This is a genomic window from Arthrobacter paludis, from assembly GCF_056782315.1.
Genome location: NZ_JBXAEW010000003.1, coordinates 142144 through 161043, shown reverse-complemented (window position 1 = coordinate 161043; position 18900 = coordinate 142144). Strand labels below are relative to the sequence as shown.

The 18900-nt window shown below is 75.0% G+C and carries 18 protein-coding genes; 14 read left to right on the top strand and 4 right to left on the bottom strand.

Features of this window, described 5'->3' with window-relative positions; genetic code table 11:
• The first annotated feature begins 120 nt into the window (after positions 1-120).
• The 4 genes from AC1Q5D_RS03545 (at position 121) to AC1Q5D_RS03530 (ending at position 4699) form a co-directional block, all read left to right on the top strand.
• Positions 121-897: an ABC transporter ATP-binding protein gene (locus tag AC1Q5D_RS03545; protein ID WP_481737187.1), complete on the top strand. Its 777-nt coding sequence runs from the start codon at positions 121-123 to the stop codon at positions 895-897.
• Entirely contained in the window at positions 882-2450 is a 1569-nt protein-coding gene (locus AC1Q5D_RS03540; protein WP_481737186.1) for a transporter, read from the top strand. The genes AC1Q5D_RS03545 and AC1Q5D_RS03540 overlap by 16 nt, the downstream gene beginning before the upstream one ends.
• A 69-nt stretch (positions 2451-2519) precedes the next feature.
• Positions 2520-2813: a DUF3039 domain-containing protein gene (locus tag AC1Q5D_RS03535; RefSeq protein ID WP_481737185.1), complete on the top strand. Its 294-nt coding sequence runs from the start codon at positions 2520-2522 to the stop codon at positions 2811-2813.
• Positions 2814-2956: 143 nt separating this feature from the next.
• Positions 2957-4699, top strand: coding sequence for a DEAD/DEAH box helicase (locus tag AC1Q5D_RS03530; RefSeq protein WP_481737312.1), 1743 nt, complete (start codon positions 2957-2959; stop codon positions 4697-4699).
• Positions 4700-4750: 51 nt separating this feature from the next.
• On the opposite strand, the gene AC1Q5D_RS03525 is transcribed toward AC1Q5D_RS03530, so the two are convergent.
• Both AC1Q5D_RS03525 and AC1Q5D_RS03520 read right to left on the bottom strand, forming a co-directional pair.
• A complete protein-coding gene (locus AC1Q5D_RS03525; protein ID WP_481737184.1) occupies positions 4751-5386 on the bottom strand; it encodes an isochorismatase family protein in 636 nt (211 codons plus the stop codon).
• A 4-nt stretch (positions 5387-5390) separates the two neighbouring features.
• Complete coding sequence (locus AC1Q5D_RS03520; RefSeq protein ID WP_481737183.1) at positions 5391-6704, bottom strand: nicotinate phosphoribosyltransferase; 1314 nt, start codon at positions 6702-6704, stop codon at positions 5391-5393.
• A gap of 83 nt (positions 6705-6787) precedes the next feature.
• Here AC1Q5D_RS03520 and clpS point away from each other — a divergent pair, with 83 nt between their 5' ends.
• The 8 genes from clpS to AC1Q5D_RS03480 all read left to right on the top strand — a co-directional run bounded on the left by clpS (position 6788) and on the right by AC1Q5D_RS03480 (position 12754).
• Positions 6788-7093 carry an ATP-dependent Clp protease adapter ClpS gene (clpS, locus tag AC1Q5D_RS03515; protein ID WP_481737182.1) on the top strand — a complete coding sequence of 102 codons (306 nt, stop codon included), beginning with the start codon at positions 6788-6790 and terminating at the stop codon, positions 7091-7093.
• Entirely contained in the window at positions 7094-7678 is a 585-nt protein-coding gene (locus tag AC1Q5D_RS03510; RefSeq protein ID WP_481737181.1) for a DUF2017 family protein, read from the top strand.
• Between the two features lie 64 nt (positions 7679-7742).
• A complete protein-coding gene (murI, locus tag AC1Q5D_RS03505; RefSeq protein ID WP_481737180.1) occupies positions 7743-8669 on the top strand; it encodes a glutamate racemase in 927 nt (308 codons plus the stop codon).
• Positions 8666-9550: an MBL fold metallo-hydrolase gene (locus AC1Q5D_RS03500; RefSeq protein ID WP_481737179.1), complete on the top strand. Its 885-nt coding sequence runs from the start codon at positions 8666-8668 to the stop codon at positions 9548-9550. The genes murI and AC1Q5D_RS03500 overlap by 4 nt, the downstream gene beginning before the upstream one ends.
• Before the next feature lie 29 nt (positions 9551-9579).
• Positions 9580-10335, top strand: a complete 756-nt coding sequence (gene rph / locus AC1Q5D_RS03495; protein ID WP_481737178.1) for a ribonuclease PH — start codon at positions 9580-9582, stop codon at positions 10333-10335.
• Entirely contained in the window at positions 10332-10961 is a 630-nt protein-coding gene (gene rdgB / locus AC1Q5D_RS03490) for an RdgB/HAM1 family non-canonical purine NTP pyrophosphatase (RefSeq protein ID WP_481737177.1), read from the top strand. The genes rph and rdgB overlap by 4 nt, the downstream gene beginning before the upstream one ends.
• An 84-nt stretch (positions 10962-11045) precedes the next feature.
• The gene (locus AC1Q5D_RS03485; RefSeq protein WP_481737176.1) at positions 11046-11741 is read left to right on the top strand and encodes a DedA family protein; all 696 of its coding nucleotides are present in this window, start codon (positions 11046-11048) and stop codon (positions 11739-11741) included.
• On the top strand, positions 11738-12754 hold the full coding sequence (locus tag AC1Q5D_RS03480) for a 3'-5' exonuclease (RefSeq protein WP_481737175.1): 1017 nt from the start codon (positions 11738-11740) through the stop codon (positions 12752-12754). Before AC1Q5D_RS03485 ends, AC1Q5D_RS03480 begins: the two co-directional genes overlap by 4 nt.
• 34 nt (positions 12755-12788) lie before the next feature.
• On the opposite strand, the gene AC1Q5D_RS03475 is transcribed toward AC1Q5D_RS03480, so the two are convergent.
• Complete coding sequence (locus AC1Q5D_RS03475) at positions 12789-13607, bottom strand: ADP-ribosylglycohydrolase family protein (protein ID WP_481737174.1); 819 nt, start codon at positions 13605-13607, stop codon at positions 12789-12791.
• A 75-nt stretch (positions 13608-13682) separates the two neighbouring features.
• Between AC1Q5D_RS03475 and AC1Q5D_RS03470 the strand changes: the two genes are divergently transcribed.
• Together AC1Q5D_RS03470 and AC1Q5D_RS03465 are read left to right on the top strand one after the other, a co-directional pair.
• Positions 13683-14846 carry an exonuclease SbcCD subunit D gene (locus AC1Q5D_RS03470; protein ID WP_481737173.1) on the top strand — a complete coding sequence of 388 codons (1164 nt, stop codon included), beginning with the start codon at positions 13683-13685 and terminating at the stop codon, positions 14844-14846.
• Entirely contained in the window at positions 14843-18115 is a 3273-nt protein-coding gene (locus tag AC1Q5D_RS03465; protein ID WP_481737172.1) for an AAA family ATPase, read from the top strand. The genes AC1Q5D_RS03470 and AC1Q5D_RS03465 overlap by 4 nt, the downstream gene beginning before the upstream one ends.
• Here the strand turns inward: AC1Q5D_RS03465 and AC1Q5D_RS03460 are convergent.
• Positions 18112-18831 carry an IclR family transcriptional regulator gene (locus AC1Q5D_RS03460; protein ID WP_481737171.1) on the bottom strand — a complete coding sequence of 240 codons (720 nt, stop codon included), beginning with the start codon at positions 18829-18831 and terminating at the stop codon, positions 18112-18114. The two genes, AC1Q5D_RS03465 and AC1Q5D_RS03460, sit on opposite strands and share 4 nt — an antisense overlap.
• Positions 18832-18900 lie beyond the last annotated feature (69 nt).

The window sequence follows — 18900 nt, the reverse complement described above, 5'->3', positions numbered from 1 at the left end:
CCGGCCCTTGGCGGGCCCCGGACCCTGCGGTCCGGGGCCCGCCGTCGTCCGCAGGGATGAGCGCGGATTTCGCCCGCACGGATGATCCTCCCGCCCCGGGGCCGTTGGTACGTTGCCGGTATGGGTACAGACGACGGCGCCGCGGCGCCCCCGGCGCTGGCCGTGCGCGGCCTCGGCAAGCGGTTCGGCGACAAGATCGCCGTCGACGGCTTCGACCTCGACGTCCCGTCCGGGTCCTTCTACGGGCTCGTGGGCCCGAACGGGGCCGGCAAGACGACGGCGCTGTCCATGGCGACGGGACTGCTGCGCCCGGACGCGGGCCGGGCCTGGGTCCACGGCGCCGACGTCTGGGCCGACCCCCGGCGGGCCAAGGGCCTGCTCGGGGTCCTGCCGGACGGTGTCCGCCTGTTCGACCGCCTGAGCGGGCGCCAGCTGGTCACCTACGCCGGCCTGCTGCGCGGCATGGACCGGGAGACCGTCGCCGGGCGTACGGAGGACCTTTTGCGGGTGCTGGACCTGGCGGACGCCGCCGGGAAGCTGGTGGTGGACTACTCCGCCGGCATGATGAAGAAGGCCGCGCTGGCCACCGCGCTGGTGCACGCCCCGCGCGTGCTCGTCCTGGACGAGCCGTTCGAGGCCGTGGATCCGGTCTCCGCCGCGAACATCCGGGACCTGCTCGCCGACTACGTCGCCCACGGCGGAACGGTCGTCGTCTCCAGCCACGTGATGGACCTCGTGCAGCGCATGTGCACCCACGTCGCCGTCATGGCGGGCGGGCACCTGCTGGCGTCCGGGACCGTCGAGGAGGTCCGCGCGGGGGAGAGCCTGGAGGACCGCTTCGTCGGTCTGGTCGGGGGCCGCGCCGGCGGAGGGGGACTGTCGTGGTTGCGCACCTGATCCGCCTCAAGGCGACCCTGCTCGCCAACGGCTTCCGGCGCAGCCCGTGGCAGCTCGTGGGGGTGGTCATCGGCGGCCTGTACGGGCTGTCCCTCGTCGCGATGCTGCTGGTGGGGCAGTTCTTCCTCGGGTCGCTGGAGCCCGCGGTCGTGTCGACGGCGACCGTGGCGGCGGTGTCGCTGGTCGCGCTCGGCTGGACGGTGGTCCCGGTCCTGCTCACCGGCATCGACCTCACGCTGGACCCGACCCGGTTCGCGACGTTCACGGTGCCGCCGTCCCGGCTCGCGGCCGGGCTGCTCGCCGGGCAGTTCATCGGCGTCCCCGGCGCCGCCACGCTGCTGCTATTCGCGGGACTCGGCCTGTCGTGGCGGGCCTTCCCCGCCGCGGCGGGCGTCGCCGTCGCCTGCGGCGTCCTCGCCGCGGTGCTCTGCGCCGTCCTGGCCCGGCTGGCGACGACGGCCACCGCGTCCCTGGCGACCAACCGCAGGGTGCGCGAAGCCGGGGCCGTGCTGTTGTTCGTCCCGCTCGTGCTGCTCGGGCCGATCATCGCGCGGCTCGAGGCGGGTGCCGCGTCCGCCGGGGGCTGGCTCGCGGGCGCGGCGGCGGTGGCCGGGTGGACGCCGTGGGGCGCATTCGCGGCGGTCCCCGGCGACGTGGCCACCGGCCAGTGGGCGACGGCGGCGGCGCGGTTCGCCCTCGCCGTGGGCTACCTGGCCGGCGGGCTGCTGCTGTGGCGCCGGATGCTCGTCGCGGCACTGGAGACCCCGCCCCGGCAGGCCGGCGGCGGGACCGCCGCGGGGCTGGGTCCGCTGGGCCGGCTGCCGGCCACGCCGTGGGGCGCGGTCGCGGCTCGCGCCCTCGTGTACTGGCTGAAGGACCCGCGCTACGCGGCGAGCATCGTCGTCGTGCCCCTGCTTCCGGTCGTGCTCTGGTGGGCGGGGCGCGAGAGCGGCTCGGACCTGCCCCTGCTGCTCGCCGCCCCGGTCGTGGCGACGATGCTCGCGTTCAGCATCTCCGCGGACGTCTCCTACGACTCCACGGCGTTCGCGCTGCACGTGGTCTCCGGCCTCCGGGGCCGCGACGACCGGCTGGGCCGCGTCGTGGCCTGCGCGTCGTTCTCCCTGCCCGTGGTACTGCTGCTCGCGGTCGTGCCGCCGCTGGCCCTGGGGCGGTCGGAGCTGCTGCCGGTGCTGCTCGGGCTCTCGCTGGGCGCGCTGCTGACCGGCTTCGGCGTGTCGTCGGTGGCCTCCGCCCGGTTCACCTACGGCGTGCCCCAGCCGGGGGAGAGCCCGTTCAAGGCGCCGCCGGGCGGCGGGGTGAGGATGGCGGTCGTCCAACTCGCCGTGGTCGGTGTGATGGGCGTGCTGCTCGCCCCGGAAATCGCGCTCGGCGCCGCGGCCTGGGCCACCGGCTCGGCCACCCTGGCGTGGGCGACCCTGGCCTGCGGGCTCGTCCTGGGCGGCGTGCTGCTGCTGGCCGGGATCCGCCTCGGCGGCCGCTGGTTCGACGCCCGGCTGCCCGAGCTGATGCAGGCGACCGTCCGGAACCGGTGACCGGTCGGGGCCGGCCGCGGGCGTGTGGATTGCGGCGACCGGTCCCCCTGCGTTGGTAGACTGGGCGGCATGAGCCATCCCGCGGACCCGTACGAGAACGACCCCCGCCAGCCCGCCGGTGGCACGGCCACCATCGAGCGCGAGGAACTGCGCGAGGTGGAGCCCGGGGACCGCGAGCGGTTCGCCCACTATGTCCGCAAGGAGAAGATCATGGAGTCCGCCCTGACGGGCGAGCCGGTGATCGCGCTCTGCGGCAAGGTCTGGGTTCCGGGCCGCGACCCGAACAAGTTCCCGGTCTGCCCCGACTGCAAGGCGATCTACGAGGGCCTGCAGGGCACCGGCGGGGACTCCGCCGACGACTAGCCGCGCCGCCCGCGCCCCGGGGACTCCGGGCGTGCGTGGGCGCGCGACCACATCCGGGCCGGCTCGCGGGCGAGCCGGCCCATCCATTTGCGCTACCGCTAGGAGGTCCCGTGGGCGACGCCCTGTTCAGTCTCGGCGAAAGCATGCCGCCGGCCTACCCGGAACGGGCCGCCTGGGGCACTGCGCCGAAGCTGCGGCAGTGGCAGCAGGAGGCCCTCGAGAAGTACTTCACGATGGCGCCGCGCGACTTCCTCGCCGTCGCCACGCCCGGCGCGGGCAAGACGACGTTCGCGCTGCGCGTGGCGGCGATGCTCGTGGAGGCCGGCACCATCAACCGGATCACCGTCGTCGCCCCCACCGACCACCTGAAGCGCCAGTGGGCGGACGCGGCCGCGCGCATCGGCCTGGCGCTCGACCCGAACTTCCGCAACGCCGACGGGCGCCACGGCGCCGGGTACATCGGGGTCGCCGTCACGTACGCGCAGGTCGCCTCGAAGCCGCTCCTGCACCGGGCGAAGACCGAGGCCGCGCGCACGCTGGTGATCCTGGACGAGATCCACCACGGCGGCGACGCGCTCAGCTGGGGCGACGGCATCCGCGAGGCCTTCGAGCCCGCGGCGCGGCGCCTGGCGCTGACCGGAACGCCGTTCCGCTCCGACACGGCCGCGATCCCGTTCGTCGAGTACGCCGAGGACGCCGCCGGGATCCGCCGCTCCCGCGCCGACTACACCTACGGGTACGGCAACGCGCTCAAGGACCACGTCGTGCGGCCGGTCATCTTCATGGCCTACTCCGGCCAGATGCGCTGGCGCACCAGCGCCGGCGAGGAGATGGCCGCCAACCTCGGCGAGGGCTTCACGAAGGACATCACGGCACACGCCTGGCGCACCGCCCTCGACCCGAACGGCGAGTGGATCCCCGCGGTGCTCGCCGCGGCCGATCGCCGCCTCACCGAGGTGCGGCGCACCGTCCCCGACGCCGGCGGCCTGGTCATCGCGACCGACCACGAGGACGCCCGGGCGTACGCGGCCCAGCTCAAGCGGATCACGGGGGAGCCGGTCACGACGATCCTCTCCGACGACGCGAAGGCCTCGGAGAAGATCGAGGAGTTCTCTGCGGGCGAGCAGCGCTGGATGGTCGCGGTGCGCATGGTCTCCGAGGGGGTCGACGTGCCGCGCCTCGCCGTCGGCGTCTACGCCACCTCGACGTCGACGCCCCTGTTCTTCGCGCAGGCCGTCGGCCGCTTCGTGCGCTCGCGGAAGCGCGGCGAGGTGGCGAGCGTGTTCCTGCCCTCCGTGCCCGTGCTCATGGAGCTGGCCAACCAGATGGAGGTCGAGCGCGACCACGCCCTGGACCGGCCCGAGAAGCACGTCGACGACCCGGAGTTCGTCCCCGAGGAGGCCCTCATGGACGAGGCCAACCGGGAGGAGAAGGCGTCGTCCGCGCTGACCGGCCAGAAGTTCGAGGCCCTGGAGTCGGCGGCGGCGTTCGACCGGGTGCTGTTCGACGGCGGCGAGTTCGGCACGGGCGGGGCGATGGGCTCCGACGAGGAGGCGGACTTCCTGGGCATCCCCGGCCTGCTGGACGCGGACCAGGTGGGCACCCTGCTGCGCCAGCGCCAGCTCGAGCACGCCACGCGCCGGAAGGCCGCGCCCGCCGCCGCGGAGCCCGAGCCGGGAGTCGTGGACCACCGCCGCCTCATGGACCTGCGCAGCCAGCTGTCGAAGAGCGTCTCCGCGTGGGCGGCCCGGACCGGGACCCCGCACGGGGTCATCCACACGAAGCTGCGGGAGCAGTGCGGCGGCCCCGCCGTCGCCCAGGCCAGCGCCGACGACCTCCACCGCCGCCTTCAGAAGCTCCAGGGCTGGTTCGTCGGGAGGTCCTGACGCCCTGGCGCGGCCGCCCGCGTCCCGTGGGCCGGGGCGCCGCGCCCGGCGCTAGGAGGCGTGGACCTCGGCGCCGGCGTCGCGCAGCTCGCCCAGGACGCGCTGGACGTTCTCGGGGTGGACGGCGGCCGTGAGCGGGGCGATCACCGAGGTCGTGAACGACGCGGAGACCCCGTCGAGCGCCGTGGCCCGCACGCAGTAGTCCGTCGCGATCCCGACGACCTCGATCTCGTCCACGCCCTGGCCGCGCAGCCACGGCGCGAGCTCCTCGCCGGCCTCGCCGCTGCCGACGCCGCCGTCGGCCGCGTCGCCGCCCGCGGCGGGCGCCGGCGCGCCCGCGTAGCGGCCCTCGAACCCGGAGTACGCGGCCGCGTGCTGGCCCTTGCGGAAGACGGCGTCGACGAGCCCGGCCTCGACCACCGGCGACAGGGCCGGGTGGAGTCGCGCCCCCGCGGAGCCGGCGACGCAGTGCCGTGGCCACGAGTCCACGAAGTCGGGGTGCTCGGAGAAGTGGTCGCCCGGATCGATGTGCCAGTCCTGGGTCGCGACCACCACGTCGTACTCCCCGCGCCGGTCGCGCACGTGCCCCGCGATGGCCGCGGCCACGTCGGCGCCGGCCGGGGTGGCCAGCGAGCCGCCGGGGCAGAAGTCGTTCTGGACGTCCACGATGACGAGTGCCTTGCCCATGGTCCTATTCTCCCTCGACGAACTCGGTCGGCACCACCGGCTCTCCCGGCTGCATGCGGCGCGCGGTCCCGGGCAGCTCGACGACGCTGTCGTGGTGGCGCTGCGTGGCCCGGCGGACGCCCTCGGCCCCCGTCCACCCGTCGACGACGCGGCCCTCCTCCACGAGCGGGACCAGCAGGGGGCGGTCGTTGGAGTCGCCGGCGGGCGGGCGTCCAACGCCGACGACCTCGGCGGTCATGCGGCCGCGCTCGTTGATCCGGCGCAGCGCGAACTTGCGGCCCCCGACGCTGGTCTTGTTCTTCGCCGCCTTGGCGACCGGCACGAAGGCCCCGCCGTCGTCCTCGCGCCCGACCAGCTTGTAGACCATCGACGCCGTGGGCGCGCCCGAGCCGGTGACGAGCTGGGTGCCGACCCCGTACGCGTCCACGGGCGCGGACTGCAGCGCGCCGATCGCGTGCTCGTCCAGGTCGCTCGTGACCATGATGCGGGTGTCGTGGTTGCCCAGGTCGTCCAGCAGCCGCCGCACCCAGCGCGCCTGGTCGACCAGGTCGCCGGAGTCCAGCCGGACGGCGCCGAGCTCGGGGCCGGCGACCTCGACGGCGGTGCGCACGCCCTGCTCCACGTCGTAGGTGTCCACGAGCAGCGTCGTGCCGCGTCCCAGGGACGCGACCTGGGCCTCGAACGCGGCGCGCTCGGTGTCGTGCAGGAGCGTGAAGGAGTGCGCGGCCGTGCCGACCGTCTTGAGGCCGTAGCGCCGGCCCGCCTCGAGGTTGGACGTGCTGTCGAACCCGGCGATGACTGCCGCCCGCGCCGCGGCCACGGCGGACTCCTCCTGGGTGCGGCGCGAGCCCATCTCGATGCAGGGGCGGTCCCCGGCGGAGGCGACCATCCGGGAGGCCGCCGACGCGATGGCCGTGTCGTGGTTCAGGACCGAGAGGATGAACGTCTCCAGGACGCAGGCCTCCGCGAACGTCGACTCGACGACCATGACCGGCGAGTGCGGGAAGTACAGCTCCCCCTCCGCGTAGCCGTGGATGGTGCCGGTGAACCGGAAGCCGGCGAGGTAGTCCAGCGTGCGCTCGTCCACGACCCGGCGGTCCGCCAGGAAGGCCAGCTCCTCGTCGCCGAACCGGAAGGACTCGAGCCCCTCGAGGATCCGGCCGGTGCCGGCGACGACGCCGTACCGCCTCCCGTCGGGCAGGCGGCGGGCGAACGCCTCGAAGACGGAGCGCCGGTGCGCGGCCCCCGAGTGCAGGGACGCCTCGAGCATGGTCAGTTCGTAGTGGTCGGTGTACAGCGCGGTGGGGTGCAGCCGCATGGGGCGGGGCTCCTCGTTGGGTGCGGGGTCGGGGCTCCACACTCTAGCGGTGGGCCGCGCCTCGGCGGCGTAGAATGGGGCACATGCCCGCACCGATCTCTTCCACCGACGTGCTCGAGCGGCCGGAGACCCGCGAGCGCGCGGACCGCGACGTCCCGTACGTCCTGATTGTCTGGAACGACCCCGTCAACCTCATGAGCTACGTCAGCTACGTCTTCCGCAGCTACTTCGGCTACGACGAGGCGAAGGCGAACTCGCTCATGCTCGAGGTGCACCACCGCGGCCGCTCCGTCGTCGAGACCGCCTCGCGCGAGAAGGTCGAGGCCGACGTCGAGGCGATGCACGGCTTCGGCCTGTGGGCCACCTTCCAGCGGGCCGACGAGTCGTAAGTGGCGGCCACGGGTTTCAAGGACACGCCGCGCGGCATCGTCGCGGCCATGGACGCCGCCGAGCGCGACCTGCTGCGCTCCCTCTTCGAGGACGTCGTCAAGCTCCTCGACGACGGCGGCGGGGCGCCCACGGGGGTGGATCCCGAGGATCCGCTGTGGGCGCTGACCGGGATGGACCCCAACTCGGACGCCGCCGTCGCGCCGCCCGCCGACCCGGCCGTGCGGCGCCTGCTGCCGGACGCCGTGGCGGGGGACGCGGAGGCCTCGCTCGAGTTCCGCCGGCTCACCGAGCGCGGCCTGCGCGAGGCGAAGCTGGGGGGCCTGCGCGCGGCCGCGCTGGCCGTCGAGACCAGCCCCGTCGTGCTGGACCGCGCCGCGGCGCCGCGGTTCGCCGCCGCGCTGAACGACGTGCGGCTCGTGCTCGCCGAGCGGCTCGGGCTGGAGACGGAGGAGGACGCCGAGCGGATCCACGACATCGTGGACGTCCGCAACGTGGAGGACGTCGACGAGTACCTGGCGCTGGTCTACAACTTCGTGACGTGGCTCCAGGAGAGCCTGATGCAGGCGCTGGCCCAGTCGTTGTGACTTCGGCGACATTCGCCCGACGCCGCCTCGGCCTTCCGGCGGCAGGCAGTATCCTCGGTACACCATGACCATCCCAACCGGCCCGCACGCGACCGCGGCCCCGGGGTCGTCGCCCCGGGCGGTTTCGCCCCTGGGCATCTTCGACTCCGGCGTCGGCGGCCTGACCGTCTGCCGGGCCGTCATCGACCAGCTCCCGAACGAGTCCGTCCTTTACGTGGGCGACACGGCCCGCAGCCCGTACGGGCCGCTGCCGATCGCCGAGGTCCGCGCCAACGCGCTGGACGTGATGGACGAGCTCGTCGACGCGGGCGTCAAGCTGCTGGTCATCGCGTGCAACTCCGCCTCGGCCGCCGTCCTGCGCGACGCGCGCGAGCGCTACACGGCCCGCTACGGGATCCCGGTGGTCGAGGTGATCCAGCCCGCGGTGCGGCGCGCGGTCGCCGCGACGCGGAACGGGCGCATCGGCGTCATCGGCACCCAGGCGACCGTCGGCTCCCGGGCCTACGAGGACGCGTTCGCCGCCGCCCCGCACCTGTCCATCACGTCCGCCGCCTGCCCGCGCTTCGTGGAGTTCGTCGAGCGCGGGGTCACGGCGGGCGACGAGCTGCTCGCGGCGGCGGAGGAGTACCTCGCGCCGCTGCGCGACGCGGGCGTGGACACGCTCGTGCTCGGCTGCACGCACTACCCGCTGCTCACCGGCGTCATCTCCTACGTGATGGGCGACGGGGTCACGCTGGTCTCCAGCGCGGAGGAAACGGCCAAGGACGTCTACGGCGCGCTGATGCGTCACGGGCTGGCCAACGACGGGGGACTGCCGGTGGAGCGGCGCTTCGTCGCCACCGGCGACGCCGCGGCCTTCGGCGGGCTCGCCCGCCGGTTCCTCGGTCCGGAGGTCGGCCACGTGGAGCACGTCGGACACCTCGCGGAGCGGTACCCGACCGGCTCGATCGCCCGGGTCCCGCTCGCCGCCGCACCGGGGGGAACGCCGTGAAGCTCACCATCATCGGCTGCACCGGGTCCTTCCCCGGCCCCGGCTCCCCTGCGTCCTGCTACCTCGTCAGCGCGAACGACGGCGAGCGGACCTGGAAGATCCTGCTGGACCTGGGCAGCGGGGCGCTCGGCGTGCTGCAGCGCTACACGGACATCAGGGACCTGGACGGCATCTTCCTGTCCCACCTGCACCCCGACCACTGCATGGACCTGTGCGGGATGCACGTGGCCATCCACTGGGACCCCAACGGGTGGGGCCGCGAGCGGATGCTCGTGTGGGGGCCCGCAGCCACGGCCGACCGCATGGCGACCGCGTACGGGCTGCCGCTGGACCCGGGCATGCACGAGGACTTCGACTTCCGCCGCTGGGCGGCGCGCAAGCCCGTGGAGGTGGGTCCGTTCACCATCACGGCCTTCCCGGTGCGCCATCCGATCGAGGAGGCGTACGCCTTGCGCGTGGAGGCGCGCGAGCCGGACGGCGAGGGCCGGATCCGCACCTCCGTCCTGGCGTACTCCGGGGACACGGACACCTGCGACGGACTCGTGGAGGCCGCGCGGGGCGCCGACATGTTCCTGTGCGAGGCGGCGTTCGAGGAGGGGCGCGACGACGGGATCGACGGCGTCCACCTCACCGGCAAACGGGCCGGGGAGATGGCGAGCGAGGCCGGCGTCGACCGGCTCCTGCTCACCCACATCCCCGTGTGGACGGACCTGAACACCGTCGTCGAGGAGGCCAAGGGCGCCTACGCCGGCGGCATCGCGATCGCCGTCTCCGGCGTCACGTACGGCGTCTACTCGGGCAACCAGCTGGGCGCCCCGGCCGCGCCGCCGACGGCGCCGCAGCCCCTGGTGCGGCGCGGCCGCCAGCGCCGCTGGAGCTGACGGCGGCCCGGCACCCTTAGGCTGGTGCCATGACTTCGACTCCCGCACAGACCGTGCGCGCCGACGGGCGCGCCCCCGACCAGCTGCGGCCGATCGCCATCACCCGCGGCTGGTCGACCCAGGCCGAAGGCTCCGCCCTCATCGAGTTCGGCAACACCCGCGTGCTGTGCACCGCGTCGTTCACGGAGGGCGTCCCGCGCTGGCTCAAGGGCGAGGGCCGCGGCTGGGTCACGGCCGAGTACGCGATGCTGCCGCGCGCCACGAACACGCGCTCCGACCGCGAGTCCGTCAAGGGCCGCGTCGGCGGGCGCACGCACGAGATCTCGCGCCTCATCGGCCGGTCGCTGCGCTCGATCATCGACACGAAGGCGCTGGGCGAGAACACCATCGTCCTCGACTGCGACGTGCTCCAGGCGGACGGGGGGACGCGGACCGCCGCGATCACGGGTGCCTACGTCGCGCTGGCGGATGCCGTGCGCTGGGCCGTCGGGCGCGGTCTCGTGGGCCGCAACGCCCAGGTCCTCAAGGACACGGTGGCGGCCGTCAGCGTGGGCATCATCGACGGCGTGCCCATGCTGGACCTGCCCTACGTGGAGGACGTCCGCGCCGAAACGGACATGAACGTCGTCGTCACCGGCGGCGGGGACTTCGTGGAGGTCCAGGGAACCGCCGAGGGCGCGCCCTTCCGCCGCGCCGAGCTCGACGCGCTCCTGGACCTCGCGCTGGCCGGCACCGCCGAACTGGCCCGCATCCAGGTCGAGACGCTGGGGGAGGACGGCCGGTGAGCGGGCCCCGCCTGGTGCTGGCCACCCGCAACGCCGGCAAGCTGCGCGAGCTGCGGGAGATCCTGCGCGACCGCGTCCCCGGGCTGGACGTGGACACCGAGGTCGTCGACGCCGCCGCCCTCGCGGCACCGGACGTCGCGGAGACGGGGACCACGTTCGAGGAGAACGCGCTGCTGAAGGCCCGCGCCGTCGCCGAGGCCACCGGCCTCGTGGCGGTTGCCGACGACTCGGGCCTCGCCGTCGACGTCCTCGGCGGCGCCCCCGGGATCTTCTCCGCCCGCTGGGCCGGGCGCCACGGGGACGACGCGGCGAACCTCCGCCTGCTCCTCGACCAGCTGTCCGACATCGACGAGTCCCACCGCGGCGCGGCGTTCGTGTGCGCGGCCGCGCTGGCGGTCCCCGGCGGGGGCGACCACGTCGAACGCGGGACCCTGTCCGGGTCGCTGCTGCGCGAACCCAGGGGCGACGGCGGCTTCGGCTACGACCCGATCCTGCGCCCCGAGGGGCTCAAGCTCAGCTGCGCCGAGCTGGCGCCCGAGAAGAAGAACGCGATCAGCCACCGCGGCAAGGCGTTCCGTGCGCTGGTTCCGCATGTCGCCAACGCGCTGGGCGTGACCCCGGCCTGACGCCCGGGCCGCCGCTGCGGTGTCCGACACACGGACCCGCAGAGGGGCCGCGGCGGGCGGCGGGCTGGGGCACAATGGAAGGCGATGCTATCCCACCTTCCGACCGCCGCGTCCGAGTCCGCCTCCCAGTCCGGGGGCTCCCTCGGCGCCATCGCCGACTGGGCCGTCGGCCTCATGGAGACGATCGGCCCTCCCGGCGCCGCCCTCGCGATCGCCCTCGAGAACCTGTTCCCGCCGCTGCCGTCGGAGGTGATCCTGCCGCTGGCGGGCTTCACCGCGAGCCGGGGCTCGTTCACGCTGTTCGAGGCCATCGTCTGGTGCACGATCGGCTCGGTGGTGGGCGCCATCGCGCTCTACTGGGTCGGCCGCGCCCTGGGCCGCGAGCGGACGCGCCGGCTCGCCTACCGCCTCCCGCTCGTGGACATCGGCGACGTCGACCGCGTGGAGGCGTGGTTCGACAAGCACGGGGCGTCCACGGTCTTCTTCGGCCGGATGATCCCCATCTTCCGTTCGCTGATCTCCATTCCCGCGGGCGTCACGGCCATGCCGCAATGGAAGTTCATCCTGCTGACGACGGCGGGGAGCCTCGTCTGGAACTCGCTGTTCATCGTCGCGGGGTTCTACCTCGGCGAGAACTGGCACGTGGTCGAGGAGTACGCCTCCATCTTCCAGAAGGTCGTCATCGCGCTCGTGCTCGCCGCCGTGGCCTGGTTCGTCGTGTCCAAGGTCCGGGGCCACCGGCACGAGCGGGCCCAGGAGCGGCGCGAGGAAGCGCCGTGAGCCTCGACTTCACCGCCATCGACTTCGAGACCGCCAACGGTTTCCGCGGGTCGGCGTGCAGCGTCGGGCTGGTGCGCGTGCGGGGCGGCGCCGTCGCCGAACGCGCCACGTGGCTCATGCGGCCGCCCGCCGGCTACGACCACTTCGACCCGCGCAACGTGCAGATCCACGGCATCACCCCGCACATGGTCGCCGGCGCGCCCCGGTTCGGCGAGCTCTTCGGCGCCATGGCCGCGTTCATCGGCGAGGACACGCTCGTCGCCCACAACGCGGCCTTCGACCTCGGGGTCATCCGCTCCGGGCTCGAGGTCTCCGAGCTGGCCGGCCCCGCCTACGACTTCGCGTGCACGGTCAAGCTCTCCCGCAAGTGCTACTCCCTGCCGTCCTACTCCCTTCCCTTCGTCGCGGAGGCGGCCGGGAGCCCGCTGGAGAACCACCACGACGCCGGCGCCGACGCCGAGGCCTGCGCGTCGATCATGATCGACATCGGCCGGCGCCACGGCTCCGGGACGGTGGCCGACGCGGCAGGCACCCTGGGGGTGGCCCTGGGGCGCCACGAGGCCTACGTGCCGGGGGACGAACTGTCCCGCGCCACGCGCGACGCCCGGGGGTGGCGTTCCGCGGGCCACGCGATCCCGCAGCAGCCCGAGTGGGCGCTGTGGCCCCAGGAAGGCGAGAACCCCGAGCCCAACCCGGACGCCGACCCGTCCCACCCGCTCCACGGGGAAACCGTGGTGTTCACGGGCAACCTGGGCATCAGCCGGTCCGAAGCCAAGCGGCGGGCCGCCACGATGGGGGCCCGCACGGCGAACCGGGTCACGCTGGCGACCACGGTCCTCGTCGTGGGCGACGGGTTCGTCGCCTCGGACCTGAACTCCGGACGCCTGACGGCGAAGGCGCGGCGCGTGTTGACGCTGCGCGAACGCGGCGTCGAGGTGTCGGTCGTGGGCGAGGGCGAATTCCTCCAGATGGTCGGCGGACCCTGGCCCGCCGCCGTCCCCGCCGGGGCGTAGCCGCCGGCCCCGCCGGGGGTCGACGTCCCCGCGCCTAGGTTCCCGTGGCCGCGGCCACCTGGCGGTTCCACCGGTCCGCCAGGCCGGCCAGGGCGTCCGCGGAGGGGGCCGCATCGACGTCGATCTGCGCCGGCGCCGCGATGCCGCGGAGGTTCCCGGCGAGACAGTCGATGTCGGTGTCCCCGGCCGGGGACCCGTCCAGGGCGGCCTCGACGGCCGAGCGCAGTGCCCCGCCGGCGACGCCCGCGGGCGCGTCCTCGGCGAGGAACGCGCGCAGGACGCCCTGCGGGTCGGTCTCGGCAAGGGCCGCGCGCACCAGCAGTGCCGTCCTGGCCGCCGCGGCCTGCGCGGCCGTCCCGTGCGTCAGCGCGGCGGCGTCGCGCGCCAGCTTCGCCGTCGTGCTTTCCTCGACCAGCGGAAGGAACCCGACCACGGCGGCCCGCGCCAGAACCCCGGCGCCGTCCGGTGCCCCAGCGACGGGGCGGGCGACGGTGCCCATGTCGGGGTGGGACAGCCCCGCCGGGTTGGCCGGGTCCCCGGAGACGAGGCCACCGGAGGCGGCTCCCTCGAGGGCACCGTCAATCCACCGGTCGAGGGGCTCCGGGGCGTGCGGGGGGAACGACCCGGTGGCGAACCGGCGCCAACGGAGCCCGGCGAGCCACAGGCAGGCCGCCTCGTCGGCCGCCGCCCCGTCGTTCGCCCACTCCAGGGCCTCGGTCAGGCCGTCCAGCGCGAACCACTGCAGCGTGGAGGCCTCGCTGGGGCGTCCGGCGCGCGCCGAGGCCGTGGCTCCGGCGGCCAGAGACGACAGAAGAAGGTCGGGGGACTGGGGGCGTGGGGTCGTTGCTGGCACCCGCCAATTCTAGCGAGTCCACCGGTGGCCACGTCCCGCCCCAACCCGTCGGTCGGGGACGCTAGGGTGATTCGCATGCGCCTGCTCCATACCTCCGACTGGCACCTCGGCCGCTCGTTCCACGGCACCGGAATGCTCCCCGCCCAGGAGCGGTTCGCCGACCAGCTCGTCGAGACCGTCCGCTCCGAGGGGATCGACGCCGTCCTCGTGGCGGGCGACGTGTACGATCGCGCCCTGCCCGGCGTCGACGCCGTCAGCCTGTTCGACGAGACGCTGTCGCGCCTGGCGGACGCCGGAGCCGCGGTCGTGGCCACGAGCGGCAACCACGACTCCGCGCTGCGGCTCGGATTCGGGGCCCGCCTGCTGTCCCGCTCCGGTGTCCACCTCCTGACCGACCCCGGGACCCTTGAGTCTCCCGTCGTCCTCCCCGGGGAGGGATTCGACGTCGCGGTCTATGGCCTGCCCTACCTGGAACCGCGCCTCGTGGCCGACCGCCTCGGCGTCGACGCCCCCGGGCATGCGCCGGTCCTGCAGGCTGCCCTGGACCGGGTGCGGGCCTCGCACGCCGCGCTGGTGTCCGCGGCCGGAAGGCCGGCCCACTCCGTGGCCATGGCCCACGTTTTCGCCGCCGGGTCCGAGCCCAGCGACTCCGAGCGCGTGCTGGCCGTCGGCGGGCTGGACACGGTTCCGGTGCCGTACTTCTCCGACTTCACCTACGCGGCGCTGGGCCACCTGCACGGGCGCCAGCGTTTGGCCGACAACGTGCGGTACAGCGGATCGCCCCTGGCCTACTCCTTCTCGGAGGCCTCCCATTCGAAGGGGGCCTGGCTGGTCGAGCTCACGCCGGCCGGCCTGGGAGCCGTCCACCCGGTGGACTGGGCCCCCCAGCGGGCCTTGGCGGTGCTCTCGGGCCCGCTGGAAGAGCTCCTGGCCGATCCCGGACTCGGCGCGGCGGAGGGCGCCTGGTGCCAAGTCACCCTCACGGACCGCGACCGCCCGGCCCAGGCGATGGAGCGCCTGCGGCGCCGGTTCCCGCACACGCTGGAGCTGCGCTTCGCGCCGGCCGGCGGTCCGCGTTCCGACCCGTCGAGCTACCGGGACCGGCTGGCGAGGGCCGAGAACCCGCTCGACGTGTGTGCGGGATTCGTGGACCACGTCCGGGAACGCCCGGTCGACGGGCCGGAGGGCGAACTGCTTCAGGACGCGCTCGGCACCGTCGTGGCCGGGGTCGCGCGGTGAGGCTGCACAGGCTCCGGTTGCAGGCCTTCGGGCCGTTCGCGGGCCGGGAGGAGATCGACTTCGACGTCCTGTCGGAGGCGGGGCTGTTCCTGCTCGATGGGGAGACGGGCGCCGGCAAGACCAGCGTGCTGGATGCCGTCTGCTATGCCCTGTACGGGGCCCTGCCGGGGGCCCGGGAGGGCAGCCGCAGCCTCCGCAGCGACCACGCTGCGTCCGGTGCGGCACCCGAAGTCGTCTGCGAATTCACTGCGGGTTCCCGGCGCTTCGAGGTCACCCGCTCGCCGTCGTGGCAGCGGCCCGCGAAGAGGGGCGGCGGCACCACCACCGCGCAGGCCAAGAGCCTGCTGCGGGAGTGGGTCGGTGGCGTGTGGGTGGAGAAGTCTGCCCGCAACGACGAGGTCTCCGCCGAGCTCCGGGCCGTCCTCGGGATGGGCAAGGAGGAGTTCACGCGGGTGGCCATGCTCCCGCAGGGCGAGTTCGCCCGGTTCCTGCGGGCCAAGGACAAGGAACGGGAGGACCTGCTCAAGCGGCTCTTCGACACGAGCCTGTACGCCTCCCTGGAGCAGGAGCTCGCGGAACGCCTCGCGTCGGCCCGCCGGGCCTGCGAGGATGCGGTGCGGGAACGCGATGAACTGCGCGCCGCGGTGGCCGAGGACGCCACCGCGTGCCTGGGACCGGAGGCAGCCGGGCCTGCGGCGGCCGACGGGGTGGGGCCCGGCGGTAGCGCCGCGCGCGGGGAGGGACTGGAGCCCGACGCGCCGGCCTCCGGCGGCGGGGCCCCGGGCGACGGAGAGGTTCGCCCCGGCGGAGCGGACGCCGAACGGCCCGGTGTTGCCGAGGGCGCTGGCGCCGGGGACGGCGGCACAGCGGGAGACGGGGACGACGCTTCCTTTCTGGACCGCATCGGGGAGCGGCTGGAGCGCCACCGCGGGTCCGCGGCCGCCGCCTCGGCTGCCGCGCAGGCCGGGGCGGAGCATGCCCGCGCCGAGCTCGACGCCCTCGAACGGCGGAGCGAGCGCCACGCGCGGCTGGCCGAGCTGCGCACGCGCCGCTCGGCCCACGCGGCCGGCAGCGCCGCCGCCGCCGCGCAGCGGGACCAGCTGGAGGCACACGCCCGGGCCGAGCGCGTCCGCGACGCCGCCACGGGCCACGACCGGGCCGAGGCGTCTCGCGCGGCGGCGGCAAAGCAACGTGCGGAAGCGGACGCCCTGGCCGCGGGCAACCCGCTGGCGGCCTCCTACCTGGCCGCGGGGAGCGGCACCTCGGCTGCAGCACGGAGCGCTGCCGACGACGCCGCCGTCGTGCAGGCCGCCGCGGGGGAGGAGGAGGCGCTCCGCGAATCCCGGCGGGCCGCCGAGAAGTCGCGGGCCGCGGCCACGGCGGCCGCGGCGGAAGCGGCGACCCTGCGGGAGCGGCAGGCCGGGGTGGAGGCGGGATTGCCCGGCCTCAGGACCGACATGGAGCAGGCCGCCGAGCTCGCGGCAACGCACCAACAGCGGGCCGCCGACGTCGAGCGGGCCCGGGACCGGCACGCCGCCGCCGAACACGCGCAGGCCTGCCGCCAGCGGAGCCGGGCCGCGGAGGAGGAGTGGGCGCGCGCCCAGGGCGCAGCCTTGGGCGCCCGGGAAGAGGCCGTTCGCGTCGGCCGCGCCCGATGGGCGCGCTACGCCGCCGCGCTGGCCGCCGACCTGGAACCCGGTGCGCCGTGTCCCGTCTGCGGCGGAACAGAGCACCCCGCGCCCGCGCGGGACGGCGCCGTCGCGTTCTCCGAGGCCGACGAGGAACGGGCGCGCTCCGCCGCCGAGGCCGCGGAGGCCGTTGCGGACACGGCCCGGGGCGTGCTCGCGGCGGCCCGCGAGGAGGAGTCCGCAGCCCGCGGCCGGGCGGGAGACGTGGAGCCGGACACCGCTCTGGCGGCCCTGCGCGCGGCGGAGGCCGCCGAACGCGCCGCCGCCGAGGCCGCCGCACGGGCCGAAGCGGCGGCCGCGGCACTCGCCCGGGCTGAGGCCACGCTCGACACGCTGACTGCACGCGTGGCTTCCGCCGAACGTGACCACGACGCGCACCACGTGCGGGCCGGCGAGGCAGAGCGCACGGCTGCGGAGTACGCCCAACGGATCGATGCCCTGCGGGACGGCTACCCATCCATCCGGGCCCGGCTTCGGGCGCTGGAGGCCGTCCGGGGGATGCTCGCCGACGCCGCGGCCGCCCGCGACCGGCTGGCCGCCTGCGAGTCCGCGGAGAGCGACGCGGCCGAGCGGCTCGGCGAGGCGCTGCGCGCCCAGGGCTTTGCCGACCGGGGTGCGGCGGACGCCGCCCTCCTGGCCCCCGGGTTTGCGGCCGAGGTGTCCCGCGCGGTGGCCGCCTTCGACCGGGAGGACAGCGCCCTCGAGGCCTTGTCCGGCACCGCCGAGGTGTCTTCCGCCCTGGAGGACGAGGCGGCGGGCCGGTCCGCGCCGTCGCCCGGGGAGACCGTGGCCGCGCGCGAGGCGGCCGTCGCCGCCCGGGAGGCCGCTGTGTCGGCGGCAGGACGACTGGCGGTCCTCGACGACTACGCACGGCGCTTCACCAAGCAGTCGGGGCGGCTTCGGGGTCTCGCGGCGCGGTTGGGGCCGCTCCTGGCCGAACACGACCGCGTCCGGGGGCTGGCCGACGTCGCGCGGGGCGCGGGGGAGAACCGCTACCGGATGTCACTGTCCACCTACGTCCTCGCGGCGAGGCTCGAGGACGTCGCCGCCGCCGCGACCGAGCGGCTGCAGGTCATGACGGCCCAGCGGTATTCGCTCGTGCACCACGACGCCGGGGGCGGCCGCGGGCGGGGAGGGCTGGGCCTGCAGGTCGTCGACGCATGGACCGGCCAGCGGCGCGACACGTCGACGCTGTCCGGCGGGGAGTCCTTCATGGCCTCGCTCGCCCTGGCCCTCGGCCTGGCCGACACGGTCCAACACCGCGCCGGCGGCATCGACATGGAGACCCTCTTCGTCGACGAGGGTTTCGGCAGCCTCGACGCCGGGACCCTGGAGCTCGTCATGGACGCGCTCGATGGGCTACGCCGCGGGGGCCGCGTCGTCGGCCTGGTCAGCCACGTCGCCGAGATGAAGCAGCGCATTCCCACGCGCCTGCACGTGCGCAAGCGGCGGAGCGGGTCGACGATCGACGCCCCGTCCACCCTGGGGGCGCCCGCCGCGAAGGATGCGGACGCCGGCCACGGCGCCCTCCCGGCGGACGGCGCACCGGCGGGCGCGGCACTCGACGCGACCGCCCGCTAGCCGCCGAGCGCGCGCCGCACCGACTCGGCCGCACGGATCAGCCGTGCGCCCAACTCGTCGGAGTCGATGTCCGTCGAGGCGGTGGTGAACACCACGGCCAGTGCGGCCGGCAGGTGCCCGGGAACCCGCAGGGGCGCCGCGAGCGACGTCACGCCCTTGATGACCTGGTCGCGGCTCGAGGCGTAGCCCGCCGCGCGGGCGAGCAACGCGACCTCTCCGTACGGCTGGCCCGGCGCCTCCTCCGCCCATTCGGCGGGGGAGAACGCCGACTGGATGGCGATCCCCGGGGCCCCGCGTTCGACCGGATGCCGCGACCCCGGACGCTGGACCACCATGCCCTGTACCCCGCGCGGCTCGACCGTGAGCAGGGTCGTGCAGTCGTGGTGGTCCCAGACGGCCAGGAACGCGGTCATGCCGAGCTCGTTGGCCAGGGCGCCGAGCTCCGGCAGGACCGCGGACTGCAGGTCCCGCTGCACGCCGCGCGCCAGGGCGGCGAGACCGGGGGCGCCCTCCACGCGCCCGGTGTCGTCGCGCATCACCAGGGCATGGTCCTCGAGGGTGCGGAGGATCCGGTAGGCGATCGAGCGGTGGACGCCGAGTCCCGCGGCGAGTTCCGCGATGCTCATCGCCTCGGGCGCCTCCGCGAGCAACTCGAGGGCCCGAAGGCCGCGGGACAGGGTCTGCGAGTGGGACGTCGGCTTCTCTGTCGTCGGCATCGGTCTCCTTGCGTCGCGGGGCTGCTTCGGCCGGTGGCAGGACGGCCGGCACCCTACCCCCGATTCGAT